Raw genomic sequence first — 14,351 nt, forward strand, 5'->3', positions numbered from 1 at the left:
CTCCGGCGGGCGAGCCCGAGGCGTCGTGCCTCGTGAGCCCGGGCGTCCCGCCACGGCGGTCGGCGCCCCGCGGGGCATGTCGCCCGCGTGCGTGATCAGCGCGTAGGGGCTTTCCGCTTTGGATGCACATCGCTATAGTGCAAAGTGCAATAAAGCGATGGGGGAGCGATGGCGCGGGGACGAGCGGACAGGGATCTGGTCGGGCTGACGGTGCTCGCCCTGCTGTCCGTACGGCCCGCACACCCCTATGAGCTGCACCGGTTCGTCATCGACACGCACAAGGACTACATCGGCGGCCTGCCGCGCAGCCTCTACCACGCGGTCGACCGGCTGGCCCGCGAGGAGCTCATCGCCCCCGCGGAGACCAGCAGGGAGGGCCGGCGGCCGGAGCGTACGGTCTACCGCGTGACCGAGGAGGGGCGGGCCGAGCTGAGCAGCCGGCTTCGCCGCCTCCTCGAGCAGCCGGACGGCGACACCAAGGTCTTCCTGGCCGCGGTGTCGCTGATGGGATGCCTTCCGGTCCCCGAGGTGGAGCGGGCGCTGAGCACCCGCGTCGCCACGCTGGAGGGCGCCATCGTCTCCGCGGACGCGCACATCGCGGCGCTCGCCGGCTCCGGCCTGCCGCGCGTGCTGGTCCTCGAAGTGGAGTACGACCGGGCGATGAAGGCGGCCGAACTGGAGTGGGTCCGCGCGACTCTCGCCGAGATCCGGTCCGGCCAGGTCTCCTGGAGCGTCGATTCGAACGCCGGGCAGCTCGACCGACAGTGACGCGCCGGCCGGATGCGCCAACATCCGGCCGGCGCCGGACCCGACCACCGCGAAGCGGCCGATCAGGACTCGCACCCCAGAGGATAGGCGGCTTCGCGGTCATCCGAGAGGAGCCGCACGACATGTCCGACGACATCCACCGCCTGCTCGACACGCTGACCGCTGCCTGGAACGACGGAGACGCCGCCGCCTTCGCCAACCTGTTCACGGAGGACGCCGACTACGTGACGTACTTCGGGGCCCGCATGGAGGGCCGGCAGGCCATCGAGGACAGCCACCGGGCGCTGTTCGAGGGAGCGCTGAAGGGATCTCGGCTGGGCGCACCGGCCGCCGCGCCGCCGCTGCGGAAGATCCGCTCGCTGAGCCCGGACGTGGCACTGGTCGTGACCACCGGGGGCTCGGGCCTGCCGGGCGGCACGGCCGACCCCGGCCGCGACTCGATCATGACGTTCACCGCGGTCAGGGAGGGCGACGGCTGGCACTTCGCGTCGTTCCACAACACGCGGATCGGCACGCCGTGACGTCCGCGGGAACCCTCCTGTGCGAGGTGCGCGGCGTCGTCGAGGCTCCGGTCGAGCGCGTGGCCGGCCTGCTCCTGCGCGTACGGCCGGGGCCGGTGGGCCGGGACAACTGCTTCCCGTTCGCCGACCACGGCGGGACGCTCACGGGCGGGCCGGACCGCTTCGTCCTGGCCGCGCCCGGCCACGCGATGACGGTGGAGGTGGGCCGGGACCTGCTGGCCGCGCAGGGCGGCTGGTGGTACCGCGGCGAGTACCGCCTCGCGCCCGATCCGGCCGGCACGCTGCTGGTCCACCAGGTCCGCAACGTGGCCGAGAGCCTGCGCTGGGGAGTGCCCCTCGTCAACGGGTTCTTCCGGGGGCTCGGGCCGCGGACGCGCGACGGCTTCGCCGTGCTGCTCGACCGGGTGGGCGCCGAGCTGGGCTGCCGGGTCCGCCTGCTGGACGGCCGCTGAAGGAGGTCACCGGACCGGCCCGTGAAGGGCCGGTCCGTCAGCCCTTCTCCGCGCCCTCGTTGGCGCCGCGTACGAAGTAGCGCTGGAACACCACGAAGATGACCGCCACCGGGATCGTGGCGAGCACGGCGGCGCCGAGCTTGAGCGGATACTGCGTGCCCTTGCCGAGCGAGCCGCTGACCAGGTCGGCGATCCCTCGCGGCAGCGTGAACAGCTCCGGGCTCTGCACCGCCACGAGTGTGTGCGCGAACTCGTTCCAGCTGCCCTGGAAGGAGATGATCGTCAGGGTGATCAGGGCCGGTCGCGCCATCGGCAGCACCACCGACCAGAACGTCCGCCACACCCCCGCGCCGTCGATGCGCGCGGCCTCCTCCACGCTCACCGGGACCGACTCGAAGAACTGCTTCATGATGAAGACGCCCGCGGCGTCCACGATCAGGGGCAGGACCAGCGCCGTGTAGCTGTCGTATATGCCGAACTGGTTGAGCACCAGGAACTTCGGCACGAACAGCACCACGGGCGGCACGGCCATGACCCCGATGACGGCGGAGAACAGCGCCTTGCGGCCGCGGAAGCGGATCCGTGCTAGCGCGTACCCGGCCATCGAGCACAGCAGCACCCGCCCGGCGGTGACCAGGATCGTCACCAGCATCGAGTTGCCCAGCCAGAGCGGCAGGTCGGTGTTGAGGAAGACCTTCTCGTAGCCGCCGGTCGTGAAGGGATGAGGGATGGGCGACAGCGCGTTCGCGGCGGCGTCCGGCTCGGTCTTCAACGAGTTCGCGACCTGGATCACGAACGGATAGAGGAAGACCAGCGCGAAGAAGACCAGCACGAAGTAGCCCGCGAAGGTGGAGGCGAGCGAGCGGGAGTCCCGGCGTTTCACGGTCACGACCTCCTCGTACGGCGGGCGGGGTCGCGGTCGCGCATGATCCACCGCTGGAGCAGCGCGAGCACGACGATGATGGCGAACAGCACGAACGAGATGGCCGTCCCCGAGCCGTACTCGAAGCTCCGGAAGGCCGTCTGGTACGACAGGAAGGCCGGGGTGAGGGTGGTCTTGGCGGGGTTGCCCTGGCTCATCACGTAGACCTGGTCGAAGACCTGCCAGGTCGCGATGAGGCCGAGCGTCAGCACCAGGAACAGCGTGGGCTTCAGCAGCGGGAGCGTGATGTGCCGGAACCGCTGCCAGCGCCCGGCGCCGTCGAGCATGCCGGCCTCCTCCAGCGTCACCGGGATGTCCTGGAGCGCGGCCAGGAACATCAACATGAACGTTCCCGACGTCGTCCAGACGACCAGCATGATGATCGTGCACATCGCCACGCTGGGCCCGGACAGCCACTCCCACCACGAGAGCCCGAACGGCCCGCCGCCCGTCAGCGCCGCCGGCGGATCGGCGGGATCGACCAGGCCGAGCCCTCCGAGCAGCAGGTGGAGCACGCCCCGCGAGTCGGAGAACCACTGCGGGCCGTCGATCCCGAACAGCTTCAGCAGGCTGGTCACCGCGCCCGAGTTGGCGAAGATGAACAGGAACACCACGCTGATCGCGACCGAGCTGGTGACCGAGGGGAAGAAGAACGCGGCGCGGAAGAACGTCTTCCCCTTCAGCATCCTGTTGTTCACGATCACGGCGAGGCCCAGCGCCAGCACCGTCTGGGCGGGCACGACGATCGCGACGTAGTAGAAGTTGTTCCGCACGCTGGTCATGAAGTCCTGGCGGGCCAGGCCGTCCTCGGTGAACAGCCGGGTGTAGTTGTCCAGCCCCACGAACGGCACGCCCGAGCGGAACGGGCTGCCCTGGCCGTTCCAGTCGGTGAGGCTGACCCACATCGCCATCAGGATCGGCAGCAGCAGGAACAGGCCCAGGATCACCACCACCGGTGCCACGAACAGCCAGCCCGCGATGTTCTCCCGTACGGCCGCGCTCAGCCGGGGCCCCGGCCGCGCGGTCCGTGGGGAGACGGGGGCGGGTGCGGTGTCGGCCACGGTCACTCCTTCCGGTCGGCGGGGCCCCGGCCCTGACCGGCCGGGACCCGCACCGTCTCGCGTCACCCGAGGGCGGCCTGGGTGTTCTTCTGCACGCGCTCCAGCAGCGCCTTCGGGTCACTGGAGGCGAGCTTCTGGATGCCGGTGTCGAAGTCGGCCAGGACGCTGTCCATCTTCGGCGCGTTGACCGGGCCCTGGGCGTAGTCGGCGCCGTTCACGAACGGGCCGTCAGCGGGGAACTCCTTCGTGTAGACGTCCTTCGCCGACTGCCGCGAGGGCATGACCCCGAAGGCCCGGGCGAAGGTCATCTGCTGGTCGACCGTGGTCATCGCCTCGACGAAGTCGATCGCCTGCTGCTTGTACTTGCTCTTCGACGAGATGCCCCAGCAGTTGGTGAACGACAGGGTGCCCTTGCCCTTGGGGCCGGCCGGAAGCTCGTGCACGCTGTACTTCACGTCGGGGAAGTCGGCCTTCAGCGCGCCCTTGATCCAGTTGCCCTCGACGGTCATCGCGGCCTTGCCCTTGCCGAAGGCCTCTCCGCCCCAGCCCGCGTCGAGCTGGCTCGGGAACTGGGCGAGCTTGTCCTTGAGCAGCGACTGGACGTACTGCAGGGCCTTGAGGTTCTCCGGGCTGTCCGCCGTCGCCTGCTTGCCGTCGGGGCTGGTGATCCAGCCGCCCGCCTGCACCAGGAACGCGCCGACCCGGTCGCGGGTGTCGGCGATCGCGAGCGGCGTGACGCCCTCGGCCTTGAGCTTCTCGCTCACCGAGGTGAGCTGGTCCCAGGTCGTCGGCACGTCGCCCTCGCCCAGCCCGGCCTTGGCCCACAGGTCGTCGTTGATCACCAGGGCGAGGGTGGAGAAGTCCTTCGGCGCGCAGTAGAACGTGCCGTCGTAGGTGAACGTGGTACGCAGGCTCGGGTAGAAGTCCGACGCCCCCGACAGCTTGTCGGCGTACGGCTCCAGCGCGCCCACGCTCGCGTAGTCGGCGAACCGGGAGGCGTCCACGTAGAACACGTCGGGCGGGTTGTCGCCCGCGAACGCCTGGCCGAGCTGCTGGGCGAGGTCCTGCGCCGGAGTCACGGTCGCCGTCGAGCCGGACTTCTTCGCCCAGGCCGCGGCGGCGTCCTTCACCGCGGTGGTCTCCGCGTCGCCCGAGGAGCCGATGAGGATCTGCAGGTGGGCCGGGCCGCCGCTCTGCTGGGCGGGAGCGGACGCCTTGTCGTCGTCGAAACCGCTGCCGCAGGCGGCCGAGGAAAGGAGCGCGGCGCAGGCGGCGCCGAGCACCGCCGTCCGCACGGTTCTGTTCTTCATGAGCATTCCCGATCTTCGTTGAGGGGAAGGACGCGCCGGTTCACGCCGACTGGCGGACGACCAGCGAGGGTTCGAGCAGCACGTTCGCCGGCGGTTCGCCGGGGTCCGCCTGGCCGTCGAGGAGTGTGGTGAGGAGCGCCACGCAGTGCGCGGCGGCCTGTGCCAGCGGCTGGCTCAGGCTGGTCAGGCCGACGGCCTTGGCCACCGGCGTGTCGTCGAAGCCGATCACCGCGACCGGCCGTTCCGCCGCGCCGCCCCCGGGCCCCCTGCCGGGCTGCCAGGCGAGGCCGGGGGAGCGGGCGGCGTGCAGCGCGCCGAGCGCGAGCGAGTCGCTGACGCAGACGAGCGCGGTCACCCCGAGGTCCGACCGCAGCAGGTCGTGGGCGGCCTTCTCGCCGTCGGCCACCCCGTCGCTGGTGGCCCGGCCCAGGCCGGCGGGGTCGACGCCCGCCGCGGCGAGCGTGCGCGCCCAGCCCTCGCGGCGGTCGTCGCCGACCCCGGAGCCGGACGGCCAGCCGAGGAAGCCGATCACGCGATGGCCCGCGTCGAGCAGGTGACGGGTGGCCGCGGCCGTGCCGGCCGCTCCGTCCACGTCCACCCACGCATGCGAAGCACTCGCGGAGTCCGCGCTCCAGGGGCGTCCGAAGGTGACGAACGGCACCTTGTGGTCCAGCAGCCAGGCGGTGCGCAGGTCGCCATGGTGGGTGCTGGTCAGCACGAACGCGTCCGGCTCGTACGCGCCGAGCAGGTCCTCGAACGTGTCGACCTCGGCCTGGTCGTCGTCCGCCGTGTAGAGCAGCACCCGGTAGCCGGACCGCGCGGCCGACTCGGTCAGGCCGTGTAGGAAGCGGTCGAGCACCGAGCCGTTGATGCCGTCGCGGTCGGGCTCGATCCGGATGGCGATCAGCCGGGACCGGCCCGTACGCATCTGGCGGGCGGCCTGGTTGACCCGGTAGCCGAGTTCCTCGACCGCCCGCAGCACCCGCTGCCTGGTCTCCTCGCGGACGACGTCCGGGCTGTTCAGGGCGTTCGAGACCGTCTGGCGTGATACGCCGGCGAGCCGGGCCACGTCGGCGATTGTCACCTTTTCGGTCATGATCCGCCCTTCTGGGGGTTTGAACGTTCAAGGAGGAGTAAGGCATGATTAGATCGATCAAAATAAACTGAATGTTTCGCAATGTGCACCCCCGGCGACCACATGTCAAGGTCAAGGCCGGGACGATTCGATCCAGGAGGGCCCATCGGTGCTCGTCGGAGCCACGCCCGGTCCGGGCGGCGAGTTCGCCGCCGGCGCGGCGTACCGCCTGCAACCGCCACTGCACGAGCTGGTCAGCACCGTCATGGCGCCGACCGGAGCGCTGAGCGGCGCTGACGGCCAGATCCGCCCCTTCGGCGTCCAGGGGCTCTTCCACGCCGACCATCGGGCGCTGTCGCAGGCGACGCTGCTCGTGAACGGCCGCGAGCCCGAGGCCATCGGCCACGTTCACGAGGAGGCCGGGCGCACCCGGTTCGTCTCGCTCGCCCGCTGGCTCGGCGACCCCCACCCCGACCCCACCGTGCGGCTCGAACGCGTCCGCGTGGTCGGCGCGCGCGGCATGAGCGAGCACGTGGAGATCATCTCAACCGCCTCTGTGGCCGTGACCGCATCGGTCACCGTCGAGCTGAGCTGCGACTTCGCGCCGATCGAGGTGGTCAAGTCGGGCGGCGACACCGTCCCGGCCGAGCCCGGCGGTCCCGATCCGGGTCCCGGCGGCCTGTCGTGGCGGAGCGGCGGCATCCGGGTCACGGCCATGGGCGAGGACGCCCGGGCGGAGACCGGCGGCGGCGCCCGGTTGCGCTGGGACCTGTTCCTGCCCCCGGGCGGGACCGCGACGCTGCGCTGGGAGGTCGTCGTGGACGACCCCGCCGCCGTCGTCGTCGCGCCGGCCAGGACGCTGGAGTGGAGCAAGCCCGAGGTCACCGCCGCCGACCGGCGGCTGACTCGGCTGCTGCACCAGTCGCTGGAGGACCTGCGGTCACTGCGGCTCGCGGAGACCGGCGATCCCGAGGGCACCTTCCTCGGCGCGGGGGTGCCGTGGTTCCTCACACTCTTCGGGCGCGACAGCCTGTGGGCCGCCCGGATGCTGCTGCCGCTCGGCACCGACCTCGCCGCGGGCACGCTGCGGGTGCTCGCCCGGCGGCAGGGCACGCGGGTGGACCCGGCCTCGGGCGAGGCGCCGGGGAAGATCATGCACGAGCTGCGGCGGCGCGAGTTCACCGTCGAGGGCAACGGACTGCGGCTGCCCGCGGCCTACTACGGCACGATCGACGCCACCCCCCTGTGGATCAGCCTCCTGCACGACGCCTGGCGGTGGGGGATGCCCGAGCGCGAGGTGGCGGCGCTGCTGCCGCACATGGAGGCCGCGCTCGGCTGGCTCGCGGACTACGCCGACCCCGACGGCGACGGGTTCGTGGAGTACATCGACACCTCCGACCGCGGCCTGGCCAACCAGGGCTGGAAGGACTCCGGCGACTCCATCCGGTTCCACGACGGGAGCCAGGCCAAGCCGCCGATCGCGCTCGTCGAGGTGCAGGGCTACGCGTACGAGGCGGCCAGGAACGCGGCGTCGCTGCTCGACGCGTTCGGCCGCCCCGGCGCCGAGCGATGGAACGCGCACGCCGACGCGCTGGCCGAGCGGTTCCGCGCCCGGTTCTGGGTGGACGGCCCGCACGGACGCTTCCCCGCGCTCGCCCTCGACACCGACAAGCGGCCGGTGGACGCGCTGACCAGCAACATCGGCCACCTCCTCGGCACCGGCCTGCTGTCGGAGGCGGAGTCGGCCCAGGTCGCGAGACTGCTGGCCGCCCCGATGATGAGCGGCGGCTACGGGCTGCGCACGATGTCGTCCGGCGACGCCGGCTTCAGCCCGCTGTCCTACCACTGCGGCTCGGTCTGGGCGCACGACACCGCGATCGTGCTCGGCGGACTGGCCAGGGCCGGGTTCGCCGCGCAGGCGGCCGGGCTCGCCGAAGGGCTGCTCGCCGCCGGGGAGGCGTTCGGCTACCGGCTGCCCGAGCTGTACGCGGGGGACGGCGCCGGCCCGCATCCGGGCGTCGGCAGGCCCATGCCCTACCCGGCGGCCTGCCGTCCCCAGGCGTGGTCGGCCGCCGCGGCGGTGGCGATCGCGCACGCGGCGCTGGGCCTGTATCCCGACGTTCCGGCGGGGCGGGTGCTGCTGCGGCCCATGGCCGGGGCGCCCCTCGGCGCGCTGTCGGCCCGTGGGCTGCGGGTGGCGGGCGCGGAGGTGAGCGTCGCCGTCGACGCGGCGGGCCACGCCACCGTCACAGGGCTGCCGCCGGGCCTCGCCCTCGACGTGCGGTGACGAGCTCGGACGGCCATCCGGACAGACGACGGAGTCGGACATGATCGAATAGTTGTTCTAATATGATGGCGGCATGACGGCTTTTCAGGCTTCGCTACTCGACTGGGCCGAGGATGTCCGCGTCGGCCCGCTCGGTTCGTCGGTGCGGCGCACTTCCCTGGAGCGCGGCGCCTGGATCGACGTGCGGCCGCACTGGATCGAGGGGGCCGACGCGCTCTTCGACCGTCTGCTTGGGACGGTGCCCTGGCACGCCGAGCGCAGGCACATGTACGACCGGGTCGTGGACGTGCCGCGCCTGCTGAAGTTCTACGACGAGGACGAGGAGCTTCCCGACCCGGTGCTGGCCCAGGCGAGGGACGCGCTCAACGCCCACTATGAGGAGGAGCTCGGCGAGCCGTTCCGCACGGCCGGGATGTGCCTCTACCGCGACGGCAGGGACAGCGTCGCCTGGCACGGCGACACCATCGGGCGGGGGAGCACGCACGACACGATGGTCGCGATCGTGTCGGTCGGCACCCCGCGCCCGCTGCTGCTGCGCCCCCGCGGCGGGGGAGGCCCGGCGCTGCGGCACGAGCTGGGCCACGGCGACCTCATCGTCATGGGCGGGAGCTGCCAGCGCACCTGGGAGCACGCGATCCCCAAGTCGGCCAAGGTGACCGGCGCCCGCATCAGCGTCCAGTTCCGTCCGCGAGGCGTGCGCTGAGCACCTGTGCACGCATCGGGCGGAGGCGGGTGGGCGGACCGTAGGCAAGTGCGGTTTGCTGGTAGTCCTTGAGTAAGGCCGCGGCAAAGGACCGGCCCAGTCGCGCAAGAAAGGCCACGGATGATCCCGCACCCCTACGTCCCCGCCCCCGCTCGATACGACGACATGCGGTATCGGCGCAGCGGAAGGAGTGGCGTGCTGCTCCCCGAGATCTCCCTCGGGCTGTGGCACAACTTCGGCGACGGCCACCCGCTCGACGTGCAGCGCGCCGTCCTGCGCCGGGCCTTCGACCTCGGCATCACCCACTTCGACCTGGCCAACAACTACGGCCCGCCGTACGGCTCCGCCGAGGAGAACTTCGGCCACCATCTGCGCGCGGACTTCCGCCCCTACCGCGACGAGTTGTTCATCTCGACGAAGGCGGGTTACGACATGTGGCCCGGGCCGTACGGCGAGTGGGGGTCGCGCAAGTATCTGCTGGCGAGCCTCGACCGGTCGCTGAGCCGGATGGGCCTCGACTACGTCGACGTCTTCTACTCCCACCGGCCCGACCCGGACACCCCGATCGAGGAGACGATGGGCGCCCTCGACACAGCGGTGCGCTCCGGCAAGGCGCTCTACGTGGGCATCTCGAACTACTCGGCCGAGCAGACCGAGCGGGCCGCCGCCGTGCTGCGCGAGCTGGGCACGCCGCTCCTGATCCACCAGCCGCGTTACTCCATGCTGGACCGCTGGGTGGAGGAGGACGGCCTGCTGGACGTGCTGGAGCGGGCCGGAGCGGGGTGCATCGCCTACTCGCCGCTCGCGCAGGGCCTGCTCACCGGTCGCTACCTCGGCGGCGAGGTGCCGGCCGACTCCCGGATGGCGATCGGCCACTTCCTGAAGCGCGACCGGCTCACCCCCGATCTGCTGGAGACCCTGCGCGGCCTCGACAAGATCGCCCAGGAGCGCGGCCAGTCACTCGCGCAGCTCGCGCTGGCGTGGATCCTGCGCGACCGGAGGGTCACGTCCGTGCTGATCGGGGCGAGCTCGGTCGGGCAGCTCGAACAGAACGTGGCGGCCCTGGACGCACCGGCGCTCACCGCCGAGGAGACGGCCGAGATCGAGAACCTGCTGTAGCCCTCTCGCCGGCCCTCTCTCCGGCCCTCTCTTCGGCGCGGTGCCCGCCTGACCCGAGGGCGGGTTCAGGCGGCGCCGGAACTCCTCAGTCGACCTCGGCGCTGCCGTTCACGCGGAGCTTGCGGCGGGCCCGCTCGTAGAAGGTCGTCGTGCCGAGCCGCACCACGCGGGCGGCGGCGCGCAGCGCGGTGATCGTGAGCCGGTCGCCGGGACACAGGTGACCGCCGATGGTGCCGTCGACCTCCAGCGCGAGCTGGCCGCTGGTCGGGAGCACGTCGAGCGTCACCTCCTCGTCGGCCGACAGGACCAGCGCCCGGTTGAACGCCGAGTGGGCGGCGGCCGGGACGACGAGGAAGCCCTCGACCGTGGGGGAGACGATCGGGCCGCCCGCCGAGAAGTTGTACGCGGTGGACCCCGTGGCCGTGGAGACGATCACGGCGTCGGCGGCGAAGCGGACGAACGGCTCGCCGTAGACCGAGACGGACACGGCGGCGAGCCCGTCGCCGGGGATGCGGACGAGGGCGATGTCGTTGAACGCGGTCACCATCCGGCCGTCGTGGCTGGTCGCCCGGACCGCCATGCGCGGTTCGACCGTGTATCTGTGCTCGTCGATCGCGGACAGCGCGGGCGCCAGCTCGTCCACGTCGATCTCCGCGAGGAAGCCGAGCCGTCCGAGGTTGACCCCGAGGACGGGGGTCGGCCGCCCGGCGATCAGGCGCATCGTGCGCAGCATCGTGCCGTCGCCGCCGAGGCTGACGAGGAGGTCGGCCCGCCTCACCAGGGTCTGGGCGTCCACCGCGATGGCGCTGCAGTCGATGCGCCCGACCTCGTCGGGCAGTCCCAGCACCGTGCAGTCCCGCTTGCGCGCCCACTCGACGATCGTGTCGATCGCCTCTTTGGAGTCGCGTTGCGGGTGCAGGACGAGACCCACGGTGCTGACCATGCCCATGTCCACACTGTACGGCCAGGCCGTACGGGCGGCTTTATCGAACGGCCTCCGGGGCCGCCTGGTCCACGGGAAGGTAGACCCGGAACCGGGTGTCGCCGGGACGTGAATCCACCCGGATGTCCCCGTGGTGCTTGTTGACCACTATCCGATAGGAGATGTCCAGGCCCAGGCCGGTGCCCTCGCCGACGGGCTTGGTGGTGAAGAACGGCTCGAAGATGCGGGGACGGACCTCGGGCGGGATGCCGGTGCCGGTGTCGCCGACCTCGACGATCACGTGGCCGTCCTTCCGCCGGGTGCGGAGGGTCAGCGTGCCCGTGCCGTCCATCGCGCCGAGCGCGTTGTCGATGAGGTTGGTCCACACCTGGTTCAGCTCGGCCGCGTACGCGGGGATGGGCGGCAGCGACCGGTCGTACTCCTTGACCGTCCGGACGCCCGCGGGCATCTTGCCCTGCATCATCGTCAGCGTGGCGTCGAGCAGGTCGTGCACGTCGACCGTCTGGTGCGGGGCGCGGTCGAGCTGGGAGTACTGCTTGGCGGCGGCGACCAGGCCGGAGATCCGGTTGACCGCGTCGTCGATCTCGCACATCAGCAGCTCGGTGTCCACCGTGTAGGTGAGCCATCGGACCGCGGACTCCAGGTTCTCCTCGCCCACCGCCCCGGCGATCTGGTCGAGCCAGCACGCGTCGAGGCCGCCGGCCACCAGCGTCGCCGCGAGTTCCCAGCCGCCGACGATGTCGTGGTCGTCCAGCCAGTCGGCGACCGCGTCCTCGGCATCGGAGCGCGCCAGCGGCGTCAGGTCGGGGGCGGAGGCCGACCGCTTGACCGCGTCCTCCTGGAGCTCCACGAGGTCGTGCAGCTGGCTGCCGTCCAGCCGCCCGTCGGCGATCATCGCGAGCTTGTGCCGCATGCCCGCCACCCGCTCGCGCAGCGCCGACGTCGCCCGTACGGCTGCGGCCGCCGGGTTGTTCAGCTCGTGCGTCAGGCCGGCCGACAGCGAGCCGAGCGCGAGCAGCCGCTCCCGTTCGCCGACGATCGTCTGGGTGGCGCGCATGCCGAGGAACAACCCCTCCAGCAGGTGCATCGCCATCGGGAACCACTCGCGTACGCACGTGGCGATCACCTCGGCCGGCACCACGAAGAACTCGGCCTCGGTGACCGCGGTCAGCGTGTTCATGTAGAGCTGGGAGAACTCGCCGGTGATGTACGCCTGCGTGGCGCCGCCGTACACGCCGCGCTGGCCGGTGCGGCTCACCTCGACGTCGTCGCCCTGCACCCGCCTGCTCATCGCGACCGTGCCGCTCAGTAGCACGAAGAAACAGGTGGCGGGGTCGCCCTCCTCGTAGACACGGGTCCCGGCGAGCCGCCGCTCCACCCGTCCCGCCTCCGACAGCCGGGCGAGCTGCGCGTCGTTCAGCGACTCGAACAGGAACAGCGTGCGCAGCTCGTCGGGGGGCAGCGTCGGCTCATGGGGATGGTCGGTCATGGAGCCTCCAGATAACGGTGGACGAGCGAGACCGCCATGGCGCCCTCGCCCACGGCCGAGGCGACGCGCTTGACCGACCCGGCCCGCACGTCGCCCGCCGCGAAGACGCCGGGCATGCTCGACTCCAGGTGATAGGGGTCCCTGGACAGTGCCCACCCGGCCGGGCGGCGGCCGTCGGCGAGCAGGTCGGAGCCGGTCAGCACGTAGCCGCCTCCGTCGCGGGCGACCACGTCGCCGAGCCAGTCGGTGCGCGGCTCCGCCCCGATGAAGACGAACAGCCACGACGCCGGTACGGCGGTCGTCCGGCCGGTCCTTCCGTCGCACAGGACCAGGCGCTCCAGGTGGTCGCAGCCCTCGCCGCCGACCACCTGCGTGCGCGGATGGACCTCGATCGAGGGAATGGCCTCGATCTGATCGATCAAATACCGCGACATCGACCGGGTGAGGTCCTCTCCCCGGATGAGGACGTGCACCTTGCTGGCATAGCGGGAGAAGTACACCGCCGCCTGTCCGGCCGAGTTCGCCCCGCCGACGATGTAGACCTCTTCTCCGGCGCAGCTCGGGGCCTCGGTGGCGGCCGCGCCGTAGAAGACGCCCCGGCCGGTCAGGTCGGCCAGGCCGGGCGCGTCCAGGAGCCGGTAGGACACGCCGGTCGCCAGCACGACCGTGTGCGCCGTCACGGCGGTGCCGTCGCCGAAGTGCAGCAGGGTGGCCGAGCCGCTCCGTTCGAGGCCGACGACCTCCCGGGTGGTGAGCAGTTCGGTGTTGAACTTCAGCGCCTGTCTGCGGGCGCGGTCGGTGAGCTGGGCGCCGGAGACCCCGTCGGGGAAGCCCAGGTAGTTTTCGATCCGGCTGCTCTGGCCGGCCTGGCCGCCGGTGGCCCGCTGCTCCACGAGCAGGGTGCGCAGCCCCTCGGACGCGCCGTACACGGCGGCGCCGAGGCCGGCGGGTCCCGCGCCGATCACGGCGAGGTCGTAGACATCCGAGGCGGGGGTGGTGGCCATGCCGACGTGCGCGGCGAGGTCGGCCTCCGTGGGTCGTGCCAGGGCCTTGCCGTCCGTGGTGATCACCACCGGCACGTCCGCCTCGCTCATGCCGGCGGCGGTCAGCAGGCGCACGCCCTCGGACTCGTCGGCCCGCAGCCAGCGGTACGGCACGAGGTTGCGGGCGAGGAAGTCGCGCACCGTGAACGAGTGCGCCGACCAGCGATGACCCACGACCTTGGTCTCCGGCATCGTCACCGCGGGGGTGGCGAGCCACGCCTCCAGCAGCGAGTCCAGCACCGGGTAGAGCTTCTCCTCCGGCGGGTTCCACGGCTTGAGCAGGTAGTGGTCGAGATCGACGATGTTGATCGCGCTGATGGCCGCGTCGGTGTCGGCGTACGCGGTGAGCAGCACTCTGCGCGCCAGCGGGAAGACGTCCATGGCCGCTTCGAGAAACTCGATGCCGTTCATCTGCGGCATCCGGTAATCGGCCAGGAGGACGGCGACCTGCTCGCCGCGCAGCTTGATCTCGCGCAGCGCGTCGAGCGCGCTGGGGCCGGACTCGGCTCGGATCACCCGGTAGCGGTCGCCGTATCGGCGGCGGATGTCACGAGCCACGGCCCGGGAGACGGAAGGGTCGTCGTCGACGGTGAGGATCGCGGCATTCTGCACAACTCACACCGTACTGGCGGGTCTTCGCTGATCGGCACCCCCGGGA

General features: G+C 71.6%; 13 protein-coding genes. 6 read left to right on the forward strand and 7 right to left on the reverse strand.

Annotation, left to right across the window (positions count from 1 at the left end):
• Nucleotides 1-168: 168 nt before the first annotated feature.
• From ACIBK1_RS23390 to ACIBK1_RS23400, 3 genes are all read left to right on the forward strand, one after another.
• Nucleotides 169-768, forward strand: a complete 600-nt coding sequence (locus tag ACIBK1_RS23390; protein ID WP_036405067.1) for a PadR family transcriptional regulator — start codon at nt 169-171, stop codon at nt 766-768.
• Between the two features lie 122 nt (nt 769-890).
• The gene (locus tag ACIBK1_RS23395; RefSeq protein ID WP_396737616.1) at nt 891-1,289 is read left to right on the forward strand and encodes an SgcJ/EcaC family oxidoreductase; all 399 of its coding nucleotides are present in this window, start codon (nt 891-893) and stop codon (nt 1,287-1,289) included.
• Nucleotides 1,286-1,741 (forward strand): hypothetical protein, encoded by a 456-nt coding sequence (locus ACIBK1_RS23400; protein WP_396737618.1) that lies wholly within the window; start codon nt 1,286-1,288, stop codon nt 1,739-1,741. Before ACIBK1_RS23395 ends, ACIBK1_RS23400 begins: the two co-directional genes overlap by 4 nt.
• A gap of 37 nt (nt 1,742-1,778) precedes the next feature.
• On the opposite strand, the gene ACIBK1_RS23405 is transcribed toward ACIBK1_RS23400, so the two are convergent.
• The 4 genes from ACIBK1_RS23405 to ACIBK1_RS23420 form a co-directional block, all read right to left on the reverse strand.
• A complete protein-coding gene (locus ACIBK1_RS23405) occupies nt 1,779-2,630 on the reverse strand; it encodes a carbohydrate ABC transporter permease (protein ID WP_030505934.1) in 852 nt (283 codons plus the stop codon).
• On the reverse strand, nt 2,627-3,724 hold the full coding sequence (locus ACIBK1_RS23410; protein WP_231513734.1) for a carbohydrate ABC transporter permease: 1,098 nt from the start codon (nt 3,722-3,724) through the stop codon (nt 2,627-2,629). The genes ACIBK1_RS23405 and ACIBK1_RS23410 overlap by 4 nt, the downstream gene beginning before the upstream one ends.
• 62 nt (nt 3,725-3,786) lie before the next feature.
• Nucleotides 3,787-5,034, reverse strand: coding sequence for an extracellular solute-binding protein (locus ACIBK1_RS23415; RefSeq protein ID WP_030505932.1), 1,248 nt, complete (start codon nt 5,032-5,034; stop codon nt 3,787-3,789).
• A 40-nt stretch (nt 5,035-5,074) separates the two neighbouring features.
• Nucleotides 5,075-6,130: a LacI family DNA-binding transcriptional regulator gene (locus ACIBK1_RS23420; protein ID WP_030505931.1), complete on the reverse strand. Its 1,056-nt coding sequence runs from the start codon at nt 6,128-6,130 to the stop codon at nt 5,075-5,077.
• 148 nt (nt 6,131-6,278) lie between these two features.
• Here ACIBK1_RS23420 and ACIBK1_RS23425 point away from each other — a divergent pair, with 148 nt between their 5' ends.
• From ACIBK1_RS23425 to mgrA, 3 genes are all read left to right on the forward strand, one after another.
• Entirely contained in the window at nt 6,279-8,396 is a 2,118-nt protein-coding gene (locus tag ACIBK1_RS23425; RefSeq protein WP_396737623.1) for an amylo-alpha-1,6-glucosidase, read from the forward strand.
• 73 nt (nt 8,397-8,469) lie between these two features.
• Nucleotides 8,470-9,099 (forward strand): alpha-ketoglutarate-dependent dioxygenase AlkB, encoded by a 630-nt coding sequence (locus ACIBK1_RS23430; protein WP_357315247.1) that lies wholly within the window; start codon nt 8,470-8,472, stop codon nt 9,097-9,099.
• Nucleotides 9,100-9,219: 120 nt separating this feature from the next.
• A complete protein-coding gene (gene mgrA, locus ACIBK1_RS23435; protein WP_030505928.1) occupies nt 9,220-10,218 on the forward strand; it encodes an L-glyceraldehyde 3-phosphate reductase in 999 nt (332 codons plus the stop codon).
• 85 nt (nt 10,219-10,303) lie between these two features.
• Here mgrA and ACIBK1_RS23440 read toward each other — a convergent pair whose 3' ends face one another.
• From ACIBK1_RS23440 to ACIBK1_RS23450, 3 genes are read right to left on the reverse strand one after another with little or no spacing between them, the layout of a single operon-like run.
• On the reverse strand, nt 10,304-11,167 hold the full coding sequence (locus tag ACIBK1_RS23440) for an NAD(+)/NADH kinase (RefSeq protein WP_030505927.1): 864 nt from the start codon (nt 11,165-11,167) through the stop codon (nt 10,304-10,306).
• 34 nt (nt 11,168-11,201) lie between these two features.
• Nucleotides 11,202-12,650 (reverse strand): ATP-binding protein, encoded by a 1,449-nt coding sequence (locus tag ACIBK1_RS23445; protein ID WP_076438906.1) that lies wholly within the window; start codon nt 12,648-12,650, stop codon nt 11,202-11,204.
• Complete coding sequence (locus ACIBK1_RS23450) at nt 12,647-14,305, reverse strand: FAD-dependent oxidoreductase (RefSeq protein WP_030505925.1); 1,659 nt, start codon at nt 14,303-14,305, stop codon at nt 12,647-12,649. Before ACIBK1_RS23450 ends, ACIBK1_RS23445 begins: the two co-directional genes overlap by 4 nt.
• Between the last annotated feature and the right edge of the window lie 46 nt (nt 14,306-14,351).

Origin of the sequence: Microbispora rosea (genome assembly GCF_044460045.1) — a bacterium.
Lineage (GTDB): Bacteria > Actinomycetota > Actinomycetes > Streptosporangiales > Streptosporangiaceae > Microbispora > Microbispora rosea.

Coding starts and splice junctions, on each gene's coding strand:
- ACIBK1_RS23395 (WP_396737616.1), top strand. CDS start 891: ATGTCCGACGACATCCACCGCCTGCTCGACACGCTGACCGCTGCCTGG.
- ACIBK1_RS23440 (WP_030505927.1), bottom strand. CDS start 11,167: ATGGGCATGGTCAGCACCGTGGGTCTCGTCCTGCACCCGCAACGCGAC.
- ACIBK1_RS23390 (WP_036405067.1), top strand. CDS start 169: ATGGCGCGGGGACGAGCGGACAGGGATCTGGTCGGGCTGACGGTGCTC.
- ACIBK1_RS23415 (WP_030505932.1), bottom strand. CDS start 5,034: ATGAAGAACAGAACCGTGCGGACGGCGGTGCTCGGCGCCGCCTGCGCC.
- ACIBK1_RS23420 (WP_030505931.1), bottom strand. CDS start 6,130: ATGACCGAAAAGGTGACAATCGCCGACGTGGCCCGGCTCGCCGGCGTA.
- mgrA (WP_030505928.1), top strand. CDS start 9,220: ATGATCCCGCACCCCTACGTCCCCGCCCCCGCTCGATACGACGACATG.
- ACIBK1_RS23445 (WP_076438906.1), bottom strand. CDS start 12,650: ATGACCGACCATCCCCATGAGCCGACGCTGCCCCCCGACGAGCTGCGC.
- ACIBK1_RS23430 (WP_357315247.1), top strand. CDS start 8,470: ATGACGGCTTTTCAGGCTTCGCTACTCGACTGGGCCGAGGATGTCCGC.